We start from the raw sequence: 15228 nt of genomic DNA on the forward strand, positions 1-15228 counted from the left end.
TCCGTTTGGGAGGAGATCCTGAAACTAGTTCAGGATGACGTGGAGTGGATGATAGCAAATATGTTATTATTCTATCGTAACTGATTAGGAATAAAACAAAAACTCTACTTTCTTTTATAATTAAAAACAAAAAAAACACCTCTACATTTGTAGAATCATTTTTTTGTTCTACATTTGTAGAAGTTAATCTAAACTTGTAGACATGCAATTATCAAAAACGGAAGAAGAATTAATGAACCATCTATGGAAACTAGAAAAAGCTTTCATGAAAGATTTATTAGAAGCCTATCCAGAGCCAAAACCTGCTAACACAACCGTTGCAACCTTATTAAAACGTATGACGGATAAAGGTTTTGTGACATACACCAAGTTTGGCAACTCAAGACAATACCAACCAATGGTTAAGAAAAAAGACTATTTTTCTAAGCATGTTAATGGCTTAATTAAAAACTTTTTTAACGATAGCAGTTCTCAATTTGCCTCTTTTTTTACCAAAGAAACCGATTTAAGTAAAAATGAATTAGAGGAGTTAAGAGCAATAATTGACAACGAAATTAAAAACAAGTAATCATGGAACTATTACTATTAAAATCCAGTGTTTGCCTTTTAGCTTTGCTATTGTTTTACAAAATAGCGTTAGAACCATTAAGCATTCATAAATTTAAAAGAGTTTATTTATTGGTTGCTGTTGCAGTCGCAGGAATCATCCCTTTTATTACGTTTGTAAAATATGTCCAGCCTGCTTTTGACAAGTCATCATTTATTTTTGATACTTCCACAACAATACCATTAGACACAAATTTTAAAATAGTAGAAGAAACCAACTACTTATCCATCATTTTATGGAGTATTTATGCTTTAGGAGTAGGTTTATTCTTTATTAGATTTTGCGTTAATCTATATAAAATAGTTTCAAAAATCAGAAAACACACTAAAGTAAAAAGCAGCTCTTTTATCAATGTTTTAATGGAGCAATTAGAAATTCCGCATACGTTTTTTAATTATATCTTTTTAAATAAAAACAAGTTTGAAAACAAACAAATTCCTGCTGAAGTCTTACTACACGAACAAACGCACGCCAAACAAAAACACAGTTTAGACATCATAATTATAGAGTTACTTCAAGTCATGTTTTGGTTTAACCCATTAGTATATTGGCTTAAAAAAGAAGCCAAACTTAATCATGAATTTTTAGCCGATCAAGCTGTCTTAAACCATGGCATTGACACAAAAAACTACCAAAACATCTTGTTGCAATTCTCATCAAATCAACAAGAATTAGTATTAGCTAATGCAATCAATTATTCATCAATCAAAAAACGTTTTACACTTATGAACACACAAACACCCACAAAAACAAAATGGTTACGTAGCCTTTTGTTATTGCCTCTATTAGCGCTATTACTTTATAGTTTTAGCAGCACGAAAGAGGTTGAAAAAGAAGTAATTACCAAAGCAGAAACTAAAGCTGCTTCAGTAATTAAAGATTATAAAAATCAATCTATTGTTGACAAACAAAACTCTACTTTACTAGTTAACGGAATAGAATGTGATGGTTGTACACTTAACTTTTCAAAAAAAGGAATAGCAGAGTTAATTTTAAACACAACTAATCAAGAAGATATAACTAATTTTAAATTAAAAATCCCTGGGGTTAAAACATTATTTAACGAAGGTAACATGCCTAGTAATGAAACTAGACAATATATCTCAAGAATTAAAAAAGGAGACTTTATCATGCTTTTTGACATCGCTTCTAAGTCTAAGAAATATAAATCTATAAGAATACAATTAGTAGACATTGATGATGAAAACTATTCAGAATCACCTAAAGTAAAAAAAGGAGAAGCCTCTAGTATTCCGCCACCACCGCCACCGCCACCTGCAAATCCAAATGCAACTCCAGAGGAAAAAGCAAAACAAGAAAAGGTTATAGAAAAATACAATAAAGAGAATAAAATTGTAAACGGAAAGGTTTATAAAAACCCTCCTCCTCCACCGCCTGCACCATTAAACTCAGACAAAACCACTGGCTTTATAGATATAAATGGTAAACCTCATTTTTATGTGAAAATAAAAAATCAAACCAAATATTATAATCGTTGGGGAATTGAAGTAAATAGCACGGGTACCGAATTATCTTCTAACCAAACTGATGGCAGCAAAGTTATTCCAGGTCAAAAAATAACTAAAATTTATAAAGACGGTAAAATTATCTCTGAATTTAAAAAAACTTGGGAAGATGATGACTTTAATGTACCACCACCAACGCCTGCAAGCCCGTCAGTGCACATTGCAGAAATGGCTCAAAAAAACGCTACATTTTTTCATAATGGTAATCCTATTACCGCTGAAGAAGCTAAACAAGTTATAAAAAACAACAAAGAAGTAAATATATCATCGCACACTAATAATGGCGTTTCTACAGTTATTATTTCTAGTAAACCTATAGAAACGATAAATGGAAAACAAGTTAAGACCAATGCAAACGACTGTTTAAGTTTTAATAATACAATAAACTTTAAGCAGTCAAATACAACTTTAAAAATTAATTGTATTGAAAACTACCCAAACAACGAATTAAAAATATTTAACCGTTGGGGAAAAATGATATATAGTAAAAAAGGGTATAACAACAGTTGGAATGGTAAGGTAGACAAAGAATTTACAGATAATGAAGATAGCACTGTTACACAAGGCACTTATTATTATGTACTAAAAACAGGCACAAAAGAAGAACCAACAGCTGGACCTTTGTATATAATAAACTAAACCACTTTTAATCTTTAATTTTAAAACCAGAAAAATATTTTTCTGGTTTTTTTTTGCTCAAAACTGTAACAAAACCAGACATTTAGCGTTCTAATAGATAATCAGTCCTGAGCTTATCTAAGGATCATCAATCAAAATCAATCACATCATGTTTAAACACTTTTTTATAATCTGTTCTGGAGCAGATACCGATATTCTGAAAACATCCTCTAATGGCGAACAAAATAAATACGCAGGAATAGGCGCTACCGTCTTTTTTACAGCAGTAATGGCTTTTATAGCTTCTAGCTATGCCCTTTACACCGTTTTTGATAACGCATATATCTCTATTGGATTTGGTTTAGTTTGGGGGCTTTTAATTTTTAATTTAGACCGTTTTATTGTGTCAACCATCAAAAAAAGAGGTTCATTTTTTAATCAGTTGCTTCAAGCAACACCTAGACTAATTTTAGCCTTAATTATTGCTATAGTAATATCAAAACCTTTAGAACTTAAAATTTTTCAAAAAGAAATCAATCAAGTCTTATTAACAGAGAAAAATGCAATGACGCTTCAAAATCAAGACGATATTGCTTTACAGTTTTCACCAAAAGAAACCGAGTTAAAACAAAAAATCAAAACTTTACAGACTAATATTGACACAAAAGAAGCTGAAGTAAATACGCTTTACAACACCTATATTACAGAAGCGGAAGGTACTTCTGGAACTAATAAACTAGGAAAAGGACCTGTCTATAAAGAAAAACGAGACAAGCACGATACCGCGTTAGCAGACTTACAACTATTAAAAACAGAGACTAAGGATAAAATTACAGCTATTGAACTGGAACTGCTTGAGCTTAAAACAAATTACAACTTACAAGTAGCCAACACACAACCTATTATTGATGGCTTTGACGGTTTAATGGCCAGAATCAATGCCTTAAACACGCTACCCTGGTTGCCTTCTTTTTTTATATTCTTATTATTTTTAGCTATTGAAACCTCGCCTATAATAGCAAAACTATTATCACCCAAGGGAGAATATGATTTTAAACTAGAAGATCAAGAAACAGCTATCAAAACGGTTGTTGAGCAACGTGTTCAAGAAAGAAAACTATCTGTAAAAGCTGACTTTAAAATAAATGATAAAATTTATTCGGATTTATCAGAAGAAGATGAACTGTATCAATACAAACGTAAAAAAGCACGTGCATTAATGCAACTTCAAGCAGATGCATTTTACAAACAACAAGAAAAAGCATTGTAACAAAAAAGGCTTCAATTATTAATTGAAGCCTTTTTTATATGTTGTCATTAAGATTATAGTTTCTTAACGTATTCTGTAATAATAACGGTAAGTGTTGGTCCTACTTTACCTTCAATATAAGTTGCGTTTTCACGATCTAATCTAATATTTCTAACTGCAGTCCCTTGTTTAGCAACTTGGCTAGACCCTTTAATTTTAAGATCTTTAACTAAAACAACACTATCTCCTGTTTCTAAAATTACACCATTAACATCTCTATGGATAATTTTGTCAGCTTCGTCTTTATGCTCATCCGTTAATCTAGCTATTGCTAAATTATCTTCATCCAAGTACATCATGTCTAACAAATCTTTTGGCCAACCTTCGCCTCTTAATCGTTGTAACATTCTCCAAGCCATAATCTGAACAGCAACGTGCTCTGACCACATACTATCGTTTAAACATCTCCAATGATTAACATCCATTTCTGTGTTTTTTTCGATTTGATCATAACAGGTACCGCAAACTAATACGCAAGTATCTACAGTTTCTGTTAATGATGGCGGAATATTATATTGTCTAGTATCTGTTGGAGAAGTACACAACTCGCAAGTTGTATTACTTCTTTCTTCTAACATTTGAAGTACGCTCATGATAAGTTTTTTTTGATGCCAACAAATATAGTAAATGCTTTGTGTTTTGGCACTAAAATAAGGACTAAGATGCTTGTTGTAAGTTTTGTGTTGAGTCACTACTTACAAATACTTCTAATAATTTTGCGTTGTCTGAGTTAAATGCAACTTCTTTTGCATTTGCTGGGATTAAAATAGTTTCTCCCATTTTTACGGTTTCAGTATGTAAACCTGCTGTTATATCTACTTGACCTTCTACACACATAAAAATAATAAAAGAATCGATGCTTGAGTAGTCTTTAACTTGATGGTTTGTAATATCCAAAATGTTAGTTGTAAAATATTCGCAATTAACTAAACTTGCACTAGTGTTAGGTTGTAAAGCGTAATCTGCTTTACCATTAGAGTCAAATTGCTTTGTCGCTTGTTCTGCTAACTTTGTATGTAATTCTCTTTTTTGACCAGAATCATCTGTTCTATCCCAATCATAAACACGATAAGTAACATCTGAAGTCTGCTGTATCTCGGCTGCTAAAACACCCGCTCCAATAGCATGTATTTTTCCTGCTGGAATAAAAAAGCTATCGCCTTTTTTAACTTGTTCTCTGTTAAAAACAGCATCTACATTATCTGCATTAATATGATTTAATACTTCTGGATTTACCGTTTTATCTTTTAAACCTAAAACAATATCTGCATTTTCATCACTATCCATTATGTACCACATCTCCGTTTTACCAAAACTATTGTGATGTTTTTTAGCCATTTTATTATCTGGATGTACTTGTACAGACAAATCTGTTTTTGCATCTAAAAACTTAATTAATAATGGGAAGTTATATCCAAAATGAGCAAAATTATCTGATCCTAAAAGCGTTGCTTCGTGAGTTGCAATTAGCGCTTTTAAATTAGTACCTTTATAAACACCATTACTAACTACAGATACATTTCCGTTTACATCAGAGATCTCCCAGCTTTCGCCAACATTATCTTTGTCAGTATCTTTTCCTAAAAGGTTTCCTAGTTTGTTTCCTCCCCAGATTTTCTCTTTTAATATTGGATTGAATTTAATTGGATATACTTTCATAATTAGCGGTTTATAGTTTACTTAAATACTGACGGTTAACAAATTTATTCTTGACATTTAGCTTTTTCAAATACTCGACTACTGAAAATAGACTTTGAAATAGTGTTAATTTAATACCACGTTCTTTTAAATTTTCGACATTATAATCGACTATTACTTCATGGTTTTCGCTGATTGCTCTTACTAAACCATTTAATCCTTGGTATTTAATATTTAGCAAATTAGTTGAAATGTATCCTAAATGTTTTAGGTTAAATTGACTAAACATAAATCTTGCTCCTGCTCTTACTGCCGAAACGTCTGACTTAAATTTTCTTATATCTACTACAGATACATTTGGTAATCCAGCGTCTTTTATTTCTTGTAAAGCATGCATTGTATTGTCTTTACTTGCATTATTAACTAAGCAAAACTGGATGTTATTTGACTGACGAAGTTGTTTTACAAAAATGTCTGTGTCTATATGTTTTTCGTTATTATGAAAAATTATTATGATACCTGTTTTCATGATTTGGGGATTTAGAAAGTTGGTAATTAGGCTACTTTTAGGTCTTTTGAGGTTGCTTTTGTGTGTTTCTTTTTTGATCTGTACACCCAAGCAATTTGCCCAAGTTGTCCAACAATTTTTATTGAATCTTTCATTGATAACTTAGAACCATCTGCATGAATCCATCTTTTTAATGGCTGCTCACAAAGCATTGTTTTTGCTTCTTTTAATCCAAAATGGATACTCATTCTTTTAAAAATTTCTACATCAAAAATCCACTGTGTTACAAACTTTTTACCAAAAGCGATATCAATAACATCTTTATGGAAAATTTTAGCGCCACATTGCGTGTCTTTAAAGTCCATTTTTAAAATCTTTCTGATAATAAAGTTAATGGTTAAACTGATTATTTTTCTTGCAGATTCCTTTGTAATATTTGCTCCCATTCTAGAGATACGTGATCCACTTACAATTTTAAATTCTGTAGTTTCGATAGTTTTAACTAAATCATCAAAATCTGCTAAGTCTGTAGATAAATCTGCATCTAAAAACCCGATGTAATCTAAATCTTCTTTTTCAGCCATGTGTAACATTCCTAAACGTACAGCTTCTGCTTTTCCTCCGTTTTTCTCACAATCATAAACTGTAATAAAATCTTCTCTTCCCTTTTGTAATTCTTTTAAAACTTCTAATGTTTTATCCTTACTTCCATCATTTACAAAACACAAATGGTAACCAGAGTTTTTATCTATATAAGTAATAAATTCTTCACTTAATAAACGCTCTTCTTCATTATAACAAGGGATGACAACACCTACACAACGCTCTTGTATTATTACATTACTTTTAGTCACTGTGTTTTGTACTTCTGGAGCACCAATTAATCGTTTTACACGTGCACTGATTTCGTTTAAGCTTAATGGCTTTTTCATGTAATCGTTAATACCTAATTCAAAACCTTCTGTTATTGTTTCGTCTTTGGTATCTCCCGATAAAACCATGATTGGCGTTTGAGAGTTTTTTGTAATTCTAATATATTTTACAACTTCCAATCCAGATACGCCTGGCATGTTTATGTCCACAATTACTAGATCCGGACTAAAAGACTCAAATATCTCTAAACCTTTGTTGGCGTCTGTTTCTATTTTTACTTCGTATCCTAACTCTACTAATCTTTTTTGTAAAGGCAGTAATACTAATTGTTGGTCGTCTATTGCTAAAACTTTCATAATAAGTGTGTTTAAGTGTTGTTGATGGTACAAATGTACAGGAGAAAGCAGCCTTGAAATTGTTATTTAGTTTAACCTATAGTTAAGTGTCGACGAATGGTAGATTGCTGTAGATAATTAAAAATCAAACCGCTATTATATTTATTTATCTTTACCATATTATTACAGCTTAGGCTTTATATGAAGGAAACCTCAAACAAATTTTTAATCACCGCCATTCTTTTAGCATTGGCGTTTCATGGTAGTGCCATATTTTTTACTTTGGAAACTACTTATGACGCGTTAATACACCTATTTTTTGCAGATCATTATGCAAACAGTTGGTTTGAACCTTGGAACTACGAGTGGTACACTGGTTTTACGGTACAAAGTTATCCGCCTTTAGTGCATCAAACCATTGGACTACTGTCCATGATTGGTGGCTTAAAGTTTGGAATGTTTAGTGTTGCCTTAATTGCAATTGTACTATTTGTTACTGGTACGTATCGTTTCTCTTTAATGATGACGGCTAATAAAACCGTTGCAGGTTATGCGTGTGTGTTGGCTGTGTTTAGCTCGTCGTTTGTAGAAACGCTTCATATTTTTGGACAGCTACCTAGTATCGTTGGGGTTTCGATTTTAATGCACGCTTTACCAGAAATTTATTTATGGTTAAAAACCGGTAAGAAATGGTATTTAGCAACCTCCTTATCACTAATAGCAGTCACGGTAACCTCACACCATGTGACGCCCATTTTTGGAATGATCTTTTTTATCTTTCCTTTAATAGGAATGGTAATTATGGATGTTTCGCGCGAGCAAGTCGACACCATGAAAGAAGTGACTTTCAAGCTATTTCTAAACAGTTTTTTTAAACTGTTTAAGCGTATTGTAAGTTTCGGGATGCTTTCATTAGTCTTAATTGTAGGTTGTATTTTTCCATATTGGCTAAACTCCAAAGCCAATCCAATTACTCAGGTACCCATTCCGCATGGCTCTCGCGATAATTTCTTAGAAATCACATCCTCTGGCTTAGTCTTCTTTTTAATTCCTTGGGGAATTTTACTAATATTATTACCCTATATTTTTTATAGATATTACAGCAAACGTTACTTGTTTTTTGGATTATCAATAACCATTTGCACCATATTAGGTACAGGAGGAACTACTCCCGTGCCTTTAAAAATGTTAGGCGAAACTGCTTTTAATATTTTAACCTTAGATAGGTTTACACTTTGGGCGTCCATATTATCTATTCCTTTAATGGGCGAATTTGTGTATCGTTTTGTTGAAGGTGATTTAAAGGAACTTATTCAGTCTAAATTTGGCGCTATTTATCATCGTATTATTGGCGGAATATTAGCCGGACTTATGGTATTTATGATTGTATTTACCATGAGTTTAAATTATTTTAGACCGTCACAACCACAGAAAATAAAGATGTTACCTATCGTTAATTTCTTAAATCAAGACGATCATGATAAATGGCGTTTTTTAACACTAGGTTTTGGAGACCAAATGGCGTGGCTAAGTGCGCAAACTAATGCTATGACTGTTGATGGAAACTACCATTCTGCAAGACGATTACCAGAATTAACCACACGACCAATAGAGCGTTTAGAAAACTCAAAATTTAAAGGTGTTGCCGGAATTGGATCACTACAGCAATTTTTAACAACGCCAGAGAAATACAATCTTAAGTACATATTTTCTAACGATAAGTTTTACGACCCCATCCTTTACTTTTGTGGCTGGCAACGTTTACGACAATTAGAAAATGGAATTATGGTTTGGGAACGCCTTAACATTCCGCCAGTATCCTCTATTTTACCTAAAGAAGATGTTGCAAAATGGGTGAAATTAATGTGGGGAATCATTCCGTTTTTAACTGTTTTAATCGCCTTTATTTTAAACATACAAATGCTTTGGGTTAATGCTTTAAAAACACGTATTAAACCAGTTCCAGACTTTTTAAAGTTTCCGACTACCTATAATAAGTTTAATAGAAATGTTTTAAGAATCACCCACGTTTGGTCATTAATTCTTGCCCTAGCGGTGTTTTATGGCATCTACTTATTCTATCTAAAAAACGATTCGCAACGCAGTCCAGAAAATGCCATTATCGCATATTACGATGCTTTAGATTTTAAAGAATTTGAAAAAGCGCACAGCTTAATAGATCCTGAAAACAACTTGCCAATAGCACAATATATGCTAGAGATATCGGTAACGGATGGTTTACTAAGTAGCTATGCAAAAATGGATGCTATTGAAACCGAAATTACAAAACGTAACGACAGTACTGTCTCTGCAAAAGTGACTAGTCAATGGATTACGCCTTTAGAGAAAATTGAAAAAATTGACTATAAATCATTATCAAGGCGTAAAGGGAAATGGTATTTACAACCAGACGATTTAAATAACGATTTACCACCAGATCAACTATACTCTGATAATGCAACCAAGTATTTTAATCAAGGTAGACGCCGCATTACAACCGAAGCAACACACCATGAAGACATTTTAAAACAGCCTGTTTTAGAAGTTGTCTCAGCTAAATTAGTGCAGTATGATGGTAGTTACGCTATAATTGGAGAAGTCCAAAACGTAGATAATGTCCCTGCAGATGTTATTTTAAAAGGCACACTTTATAACGATAACAACAAGCAACTAGCAACATATAATGCAAAGTACCACGTTAAGCATAAATTAATGCCTAAAGAGTCTAGTAGTTTCCGTATTAACTTTGAAGGTATTGCTTGGTCCAGAACGCAAGATTCTATTCCGGACACGTTTAATCCAGACGAATTCACACCTATCGAATTTGAAGAACAACCAACAAAATTTAACTTACAAGTTGCAGGAAATGTTTCGGGATCTGACTTATACAAAAACGTAGTGCTAAGTGCCATTAGCATTAAAGACAGTATTATAAACGGAAACTTATTTAATAGCGGCATCCAAGAGATTACAATCCCTCAACTTTTAGTAACTTACTATGACGAAAATAAAGACATGGTTTGGGTAGATCACCTATTTGTAAAAGAAGGTGTAAGACAACAACGTAAACAAGATTTTGAATACCACATATTACAAGACGGTCAGGTGAAAATAATTAATACAGACATGAAAAACATTTTTGTAAATGGTTTACCAAACGATGCCATTGCTGGAAAAGTCGTCCCTAACAGAATTGAAAACCATAGCGATGCTCAATTACAAAAAATTGACCATCCTGATTTTAGTTATATTAAAATAGAAATTAACACATACATAGGAAGCCCAAATTAATGCTACTTAAACGCACATACATCTTTGTTTTAGGTTTGATTTTACTATCATCGTTTGCTATTGTGCAACACAATGACGCTACTAACCCTATTCAATTAGTAACGACGCAAACAGATTATAATGTTGGTAAGCCAATTGTTTTAAAATTTACTGATTCAGAAGTCGAAAAACCATTATTGTATTGTTCTAATAGTTATGGATCAACTTTAGTTTCGGCTATAGCCGAAGAAGGTACGCTTCAATATATAATTCCGGAAAACATAATCAAAAAAATTGGCGTTGTAAACTGGATAGTATTAGACAAAAATAAATCTGCTACCGGTCAATTTAATATTAATCCAAAAGCAGAAGTCGCAACCATGGAAACCTATATTGGACCTCCAAGTATTGAAGCCGGAGGAACAGACTACACCATGTTGGTAGTTATACCTACAGATTCTTTAGACAATCCTCTGCCAACAAACACAAAGGTTAATGCAAGGTTTCAGTTTTTAGCTTCCGAAGAAAATGACGACATCTTTACTAATAATTTAATTTCCTGGAGAAACATTAATTCTAAGCGAGAAAGCGGACGGATGCTTGTCTCTTCAGAAAGTTTAGGAATTAATTCTAAAGAATTTACCATTAATGTATGGGCTGCAATTCCTACAGATTTTAAAATTTCGGCAAAACGACCACATAACTACGCCGACGGAAATCAGGTAACCACTTTTAATACCTCTGTAATTAAAGATAAGCAAGACAATGTGGTTAGCGATGGTACATTTGTTACCTTTTTTATAACCAACGACCACGGAAATATTTTAAAAACCACAGGAACGACTATTAATGGAGTTGCACACTCTAAAATTATTCATCCTGATTTTAAAGACAACTGGAGCATTAAAGCCTATGTTGATGGTATGGCAGAAAGCGATACAATTGCACTAAGTTACCAAAGTGTTATTGAAGATTTTTATGTTGCTTTTGCTAATAAAAATCGTGAAATTTTAGTTGGTCCTTTACAAAGTTTTATGGAGCAAATGATTCCGGATGGTTTACACGTCAAACTTTTAATTTACAAAGACAATGTCCTTATTGACACCATTATAAAAACATCTTTTAATGGGTATGTTACTTTTAATTTAAAGCCTGCTGTTTATCAAAACGACACGTATCGTTTTAGTGTTGAAACTGCTGGAATAAATAAAACATTTAATAACAAAAAACTATGGTAGGTCTTAATAAAAACATACTCCGTACCATATTAATAATCTCATATATTATGATTGTAGCCTTGATTATTTCTGGTATTAGCGCGCTTTTTAGCTACCTAAATACTGGAGCAGACAGAAGCACAATGCTACATACCGAAATACAGAAAGTAGAACAATATGCTCCAAAATTAATTTGGGAACCTTTAAATAATGAAGGTCGCCCAATGGATAACGAAAATCTAAATGCCTTACAAAACGATTATTTAGATGCTTGGTATGTCAAACAAGTGGCTTACAAAAGCAATAAAACTGCTGGTATAAAAGATTATTATACCGATAGCGCTAGAAAAAACCTATATGCATTTATAGAATTAAACAAAGCTGAAAACACAACCATTGAAGCCACGACATTAAACCATAAACCTACTTTAGAGTTTTTTAGTGAAGACGGGCAACTTGCTGTTATTACAGATAGAAATGTTGTAGAATATAAACGGGTGTTTAAAGCTGAAAAATTAGTGCTAGAAACAACAGAAACCTCAACTTACAAAATGGTGTTTTTACTAGAAGATGGATTTTGGCGTATTAGACATTTAGTTAAAGAAAACACGAAACCTTACGCACCACAAATAGCAAAAATTGAAACCGATAGTTTAATTATTAAAGGGATTAATTACTATCCAAAAGCAACACCTTGGAATATGTTTGGTGACGCTTTCGCGAAAGACACAATTGTCAACGACTTTAAAGTTATTAAAGACGCTGGCTTAAATTCGGTTAGAATTTTTGTGCAATATGATGACTTTGGAAAAGCTGATGTAAATCCTAAAAAGCTAGAAAAATTAAAACAAACTTTAGATGCTGCGGAAGAACAAAACCTAAAAGTAGTAGTAACGTTATTTGATTTTTATGGTGATTATTCTGTAATGAATTGGACCTTAAATCAACGTCACGCAGAAACCATCGTGTCTACTTTTAAAGACCACAATGCTATTATTGCTTGGGATATTAAAAACGAACCAAACCTTGATTTTGAGTCTAGAGGAAAAGATATGGTTATTGCTTGGCTAGACAACATGATAGATTTAGTAAAATCTATAGATAAGGTACATCCTGTAACTATTGGTTGGTCTAATACCCAAAGTGCACCAATTTTAAAAGATAAGGTAGATATTGTTTCGTTTCATTATTATGAAGGCTTAAGCGAATTGGATGCTGCCATAAAAACGATGCAAAACCAAATACCAAACAAACCATTAGTATTGCAAGAATTTGGAATGTCATCTTATAGCGGATTTTGGAAACCATTTGGAAGCTCTGAAGAAGACCAAGCTAATTATCACAAAAAAATCCAAGAGATTATTGCTTCTAATAAGTTGCAATTTATGTCTTGGACTTTATATGATTTTGTTGATGTACCAAAAGCAGTTGTAGGTAGCAGACCTTGGCGTCGTAATACCCAAAAACGTTTTGGATTTATCGATAAAAATGGTGTAAAAAAGGCGTCGTTTAAATATATTACAAACTAGTAATTGCTTATTTTTCTACTGTTTTTGTAATTCTTATAAAAATTAAAACCCTCAAATTAAGTAGGTTAACTTGAGAGTCTTTGATAATAATGTCAATAAACTGACACTTGATATATTATTTGTTTGGGACAAAAAAGGTATCGTATATTACTGTTATTCTAATGTTGTTGGTTCTAAAACCACTGCTTTTTCTTTTGTTTTTCTTGCTGTTTTACTTGGCGACTTTTTAGCAATAATAGCATCAAACTTATTTAAATACATGTCTGTAATTTTCTCCATTGGATACGCTGTTGCTGCTTGATAATTAGATTTCCCTAAAGCAATTCTGTGAGTGTCGTTTGTTACAATAGCCTCAATTGCTGTTGCTAAACTATCTACAGATGTAGGCTCAAAAAATTCACCTTTATAACCTTCGTCTTTTACTAATAAAGCAAGATCTCCTAAATCCGGCATCACTACTGCTTTACCATAACTTCCTGCTTGATGTAAAACACCAGAGCTTCCTGTTGTTGATGTATAAGGAAATACAACTACCGCACTTTCTTTAAATAAGGTTGGCACTTCATATTCTTCAACATACCCCGTAAAACGTACTTGCGGCACATGCTTATAATCTTCTTGGACTTTTGCTAAATAACCTGGCACATTTGGGTTGTCCATTCCGGCAATTACAACTTCAAGATCTAATCCTGTAGACGCTCTTACTTTCTCAACCGCTTCAATCATACCTTCTACTTTTTTGTAGGTTCCAAATTTACCAAAAGTCATAACTTGTAAAGGACCTTGTGGTAAATTGTATTCTGGCTTTTCTTCAGAAATCTCAAAAGTTCCGTGCGGAATTAATGTCACATTTTTAGCTTTATATTTTTTCTCTAAAATGTCAACATATTTTTGCATTGTTACCGCTACAGTATCTGCCTGTAAGATTAACCTTGTCAAGCTTGTTCCAATAAAACCATATACTTTTTGCATGATTTTGCTACTTGTAAATCCTGCTGATCCTAAATCTACTTCTTCTAATATATTATGCAATAACACGATATTAGGAATCTTTTTTAGTTTACAAACCAATGGTAACATTAATCCTAAAGCTGCTGCTATTTTTTTATCTCCAAACTTCATGAATTGTAAGTTGAATAATACTGCATCTGGTTTAGTTTTACTTATAACTTTAGTTACATTTAAAATATTTGTGTAACTATTAAAAGCCCAGCACTCTTTAACTGTAATCTTACAACCATCTTCTGTAAAAGCAATATCTTTTGCTCCTTCTGTTTTATCTGTTAATAAAACAATTTCAGTAACATTTTCTTTTTGTCTAAAGTGCTTTACTAAATGGTAAGCATACTCATTTAAAGTTACCTTACTTGGTGGATATGCTGTTACGATTGCTAGTTTCATTATTATATGTTTTTAATATATTGTTTCTTAATTACACTACAAATTTGCGTTATTAAAAAGACATATTCAGGTGAGTTTAGACAGGTTGCAAGTTACTGTAGACGAATGGTAAGAAAGTGTAGATTTGCATTTTAAAAAACACTTAAACAGACTCACTTTTAGAAGATTACGTTGTTTTAGCTAGCATTGTGGTTTGGTTGTTAATCAAGCAGAAGATTAAACAACCAAACTATTATAAAACAGAAAAAGCTGCAGTATAAAACCACAACTCCTTCCCGTTTAATTTATATGAAAGACTAATTTAATATAAATTCATTTTTAGTTCTTCACTTTAAAATTAATTGTGAAGAAGCGCTCTGTAACCCACTGTAATAAAGTAGTATTACATTTTAAATAT

At 32.4% G+C, this 15228-nt stretch carries 11 protein-coding genes; 6 read left to right on the forward strand and 5 right to left on the reverse strand.

Annotated features, from left to right (window positions below):
• Positions 1–202: 202 nt before the first annotated feature.
• The 3 genes from BMZ09_RS00385 (at position 203) to BMZ09_RS00395 (ending at position 4021) form a co-directional block, all read left to right on the forward strand.
• Positions 203–568 (forward strand): BlaI/MecI/CopY family transcriptional regulator, encoded by a 366-nt coding sequence (locus BMZ09_RS00385; RefSeq protein WP_090836483.1) that lies wholly within the window; start codon positions 203–205, stop codon positions 566–568.
• 2 nt (positions 569–570) lie between these two features.
• Positions 571–2772, forward strand: a complete 2202-nt coding sequence (locus BMZ09_RS00390) for a T9SS type B sorting domain-containing protein (RefSeq protein ID WP_090836485.1) — start codon at positions 571–573, stop codon at positions 2770–2772.
• Positions 2773–2920: 148 nt separating this feature from the next.
• Positions 2921–4021 (forward strand): DUF4407 domain-containing protein, encoded by a 1101-nt coding sequence (locus BMZ09_RS00395; protein ID WP_090836487.1) that lies wholly within the window; start codon positions 2921–2923, stop codon positions 4019–4021.
• Between the two features lie 53 nt (positions 4022–4074).
• On the opposite strand, the gene BMZ09_RS00400 is transcribed toward BMZ09_RS00395, so the two are convergent.
• From BMZ09_RS00400 to BMZ09_RS00415, 4 genes are all read right to left on the reverse strand, one after another.
• A complete protein-coding gene (locus BMZ09_RS00400) occupies positions 4075–4653 on the reverse strand; it encodes a PhnA domain-containing protein (RefSeq protein WP_090836489.1) in 579 nt (192 codons plus the stop codon).
• A gap of 64 nt (positions 4654–4717) precedes the next feature.
• Complete coding sequence (locus BMZ09_RS00405) at positions 4718–5719, reverse strand: type I phosphomannose isomerase catalytic subunit (RefSeq protein ID WP_090836491.1); 1002 nt, start codon at positions 5717–5719, stop codon at positions 4718–4720.
• Between the two features lie 10 nt (positions 5720–5729).
• The gene (locus BMZ09_RS00410; protein WP_090836493.1) at positions 5730–6227 is read right to left on the reverse strand and encodes a glycosyltransferase family protein; all 498 of its coding nucleotides are present in this window, start codon (positions 6225–6227) and stop codon (positions 5730–5732) included.
• 26 nt (positions 6228–6253) lie between these two features.
• The gene (locus BMZ09_RS00415; RefSeq protein ID WP_090836495.1) at positions 6254–7435 is read right to left on the reverse strand and encodes a response regulator; all 1182 of its coding nucleotides are present in this window, start codon (positions 7433–7435) and stop codon (positions 6254–6256) included.
• 180 nt (positions 7436–7615) lie between these two features.
• Here BMZ09_RS00415 and BMZ09_RS00420 point away from each other — a divergent pair, with 180 nt between their 5' ends.
• The 3 genes from BMZ09_RS00420 to BMZ09_RS00430 are packed head-to-tail and all read left to right on the forward strand — an operon-like array spanning position 7616 to position 13430.
• A complete protein-coding gene (locus BMZ09_RS00420) occupies positions 7616–10705 on the forward strand; it encodes a hypothetical protein (protein WP_090836496.1) in 3090 nt (1029 codons plus the stop codon).
• Entirely contained in the window at positions 10705–11922 is a 1218-nt protein-coding gene (locus BMZ09_RS00425) for a hypothetical protein (RefSeq protein ID WP_090836498.1), read from the forward strand. Before BMZ09_RS00420 ends, BMZ09_RS00425 begins: the two co-directional genes overlap by 1 nt.
• The gene (locus BMZ09_RS00430) at positions 11916–13430 is read left to right on the forward strand and encodes a glycoside hydrolase family 2 TIM barrel-domain containing protein (RefSeq protein WP_090836500.1); all 1515 of its coding nucleotides are present in this window, start codon (positions 11916–11918) and stop codon (positions 13428–13430) included. Before BMZ09_RS00425 ends, BMZ09_RS00430 begins: the two co-directional genes overlap by 7 nt.
• A gap of 153 nt (positions 13431–13583) precedes the next feature.
• Here the strand turns inward: BMZ09_RS00430 and BMZ09_RS00435 are convergent, their stop codons facing one another.
• Positions 13584–14831, reverse strand: a complete 1248-nt coding sequence (locus BMZ09_RS00435; protein WP_090836502.1) for a glycosyltransferase — start codon at positions 14829–14831, stop codon at positions 13584–13586.
• Between the last annotated feature and the right edge of the window lie 397 nt (positions 14832–15228).

This window comes from Olleya namhaensis, from assembly GCF_900114005.1.
Lineage (GTDB): Bacteria > Bacteroidota > Bacteroidia > Flavobacteriales > Flavobacteriaceae > Olleya > Olleya namhaensis.

Excerpts from the sequence above, each read along its gene's own strand:
- BMZ09_RS00425 (WP_090836498.1), top strand. The coding sequence starts at position 10,705 with ATGCTACTTAAACGCACATACATCTTTGTTTTAGGTTTGATTTTACTA.
- BMZ09_RS00410 (WP_090836493.1), bottom strand. The coding sequence starts at position 6,227 with ATGAAAACAGGTATCATAATAATTTTTCATAATAACGAAAAACATATA.
- BMZ09_RS00395 (WP_090836487.1), top strand. The coding sequence starts at position 2,921 with ATGTTTAAACACTTTTTTATAATCTGTTCTGGAGCAGATACCGATATT.
- BMZ09_RS00435 (WP_090836502.1), bottom strand. The coding sequence starts at position 14,831 with ATGAAACTAGCAATCGTAACAGCATATCCACCAAGTAAGGTAACTTTA.
- BMZ09_RS00405 (WP_090836491.1), bottom strand. The coding sequence starts at position 5,719 with ATGAAAGTATATCCAATTAAATTCAATCCAATATTAAAAGAGAAAATC.
- BMZ09_RS00385 (WP_090836483.1), top strand. The coding sequence starts at position 203 with ATGCAATTATCAAAAACGGAAGAAGAATTAATGAACCATCTATGGAAA.
- BMZ09_RS00390 (WP_090836485.1), top strand. The coding sequence starts at position 571 with ATGGAACTATTACTATTAAAATCCAGTGTTTGCCTTTTAGCTTTGCTA.
- BMZ09_RS00420 (WP_090836496.1), top strand. The coding sequence starts at position 7,616 with ATGAAGGAAACCTCAAACAAATTTTTAATCACCGCCATTCTTTTAGCA.
- BMZ09_RS00415 (WP_090836495.1), bottom strand. The coding sequence starts at position 7,435 with ATGAAAGTTTTAGCAATAGACGACCAACAATTAGTATTACTGCCTTTA.
- BMZ09_RS00400 (WP_090836489.1), bottom strand. The coding sequence starts at position 4,653 with ATGAGCGTACTTCAAATGTTAGAAGAAAGAAGTAATACAACTTGCGAG.
- BMZ09_RS00430 (WP_090836500.1), top strand. The coding sequence starts at position 11,916 with ATGGTAGGTCTTAATAAAAACATACTCCGTACCATATTAATAATCTCA.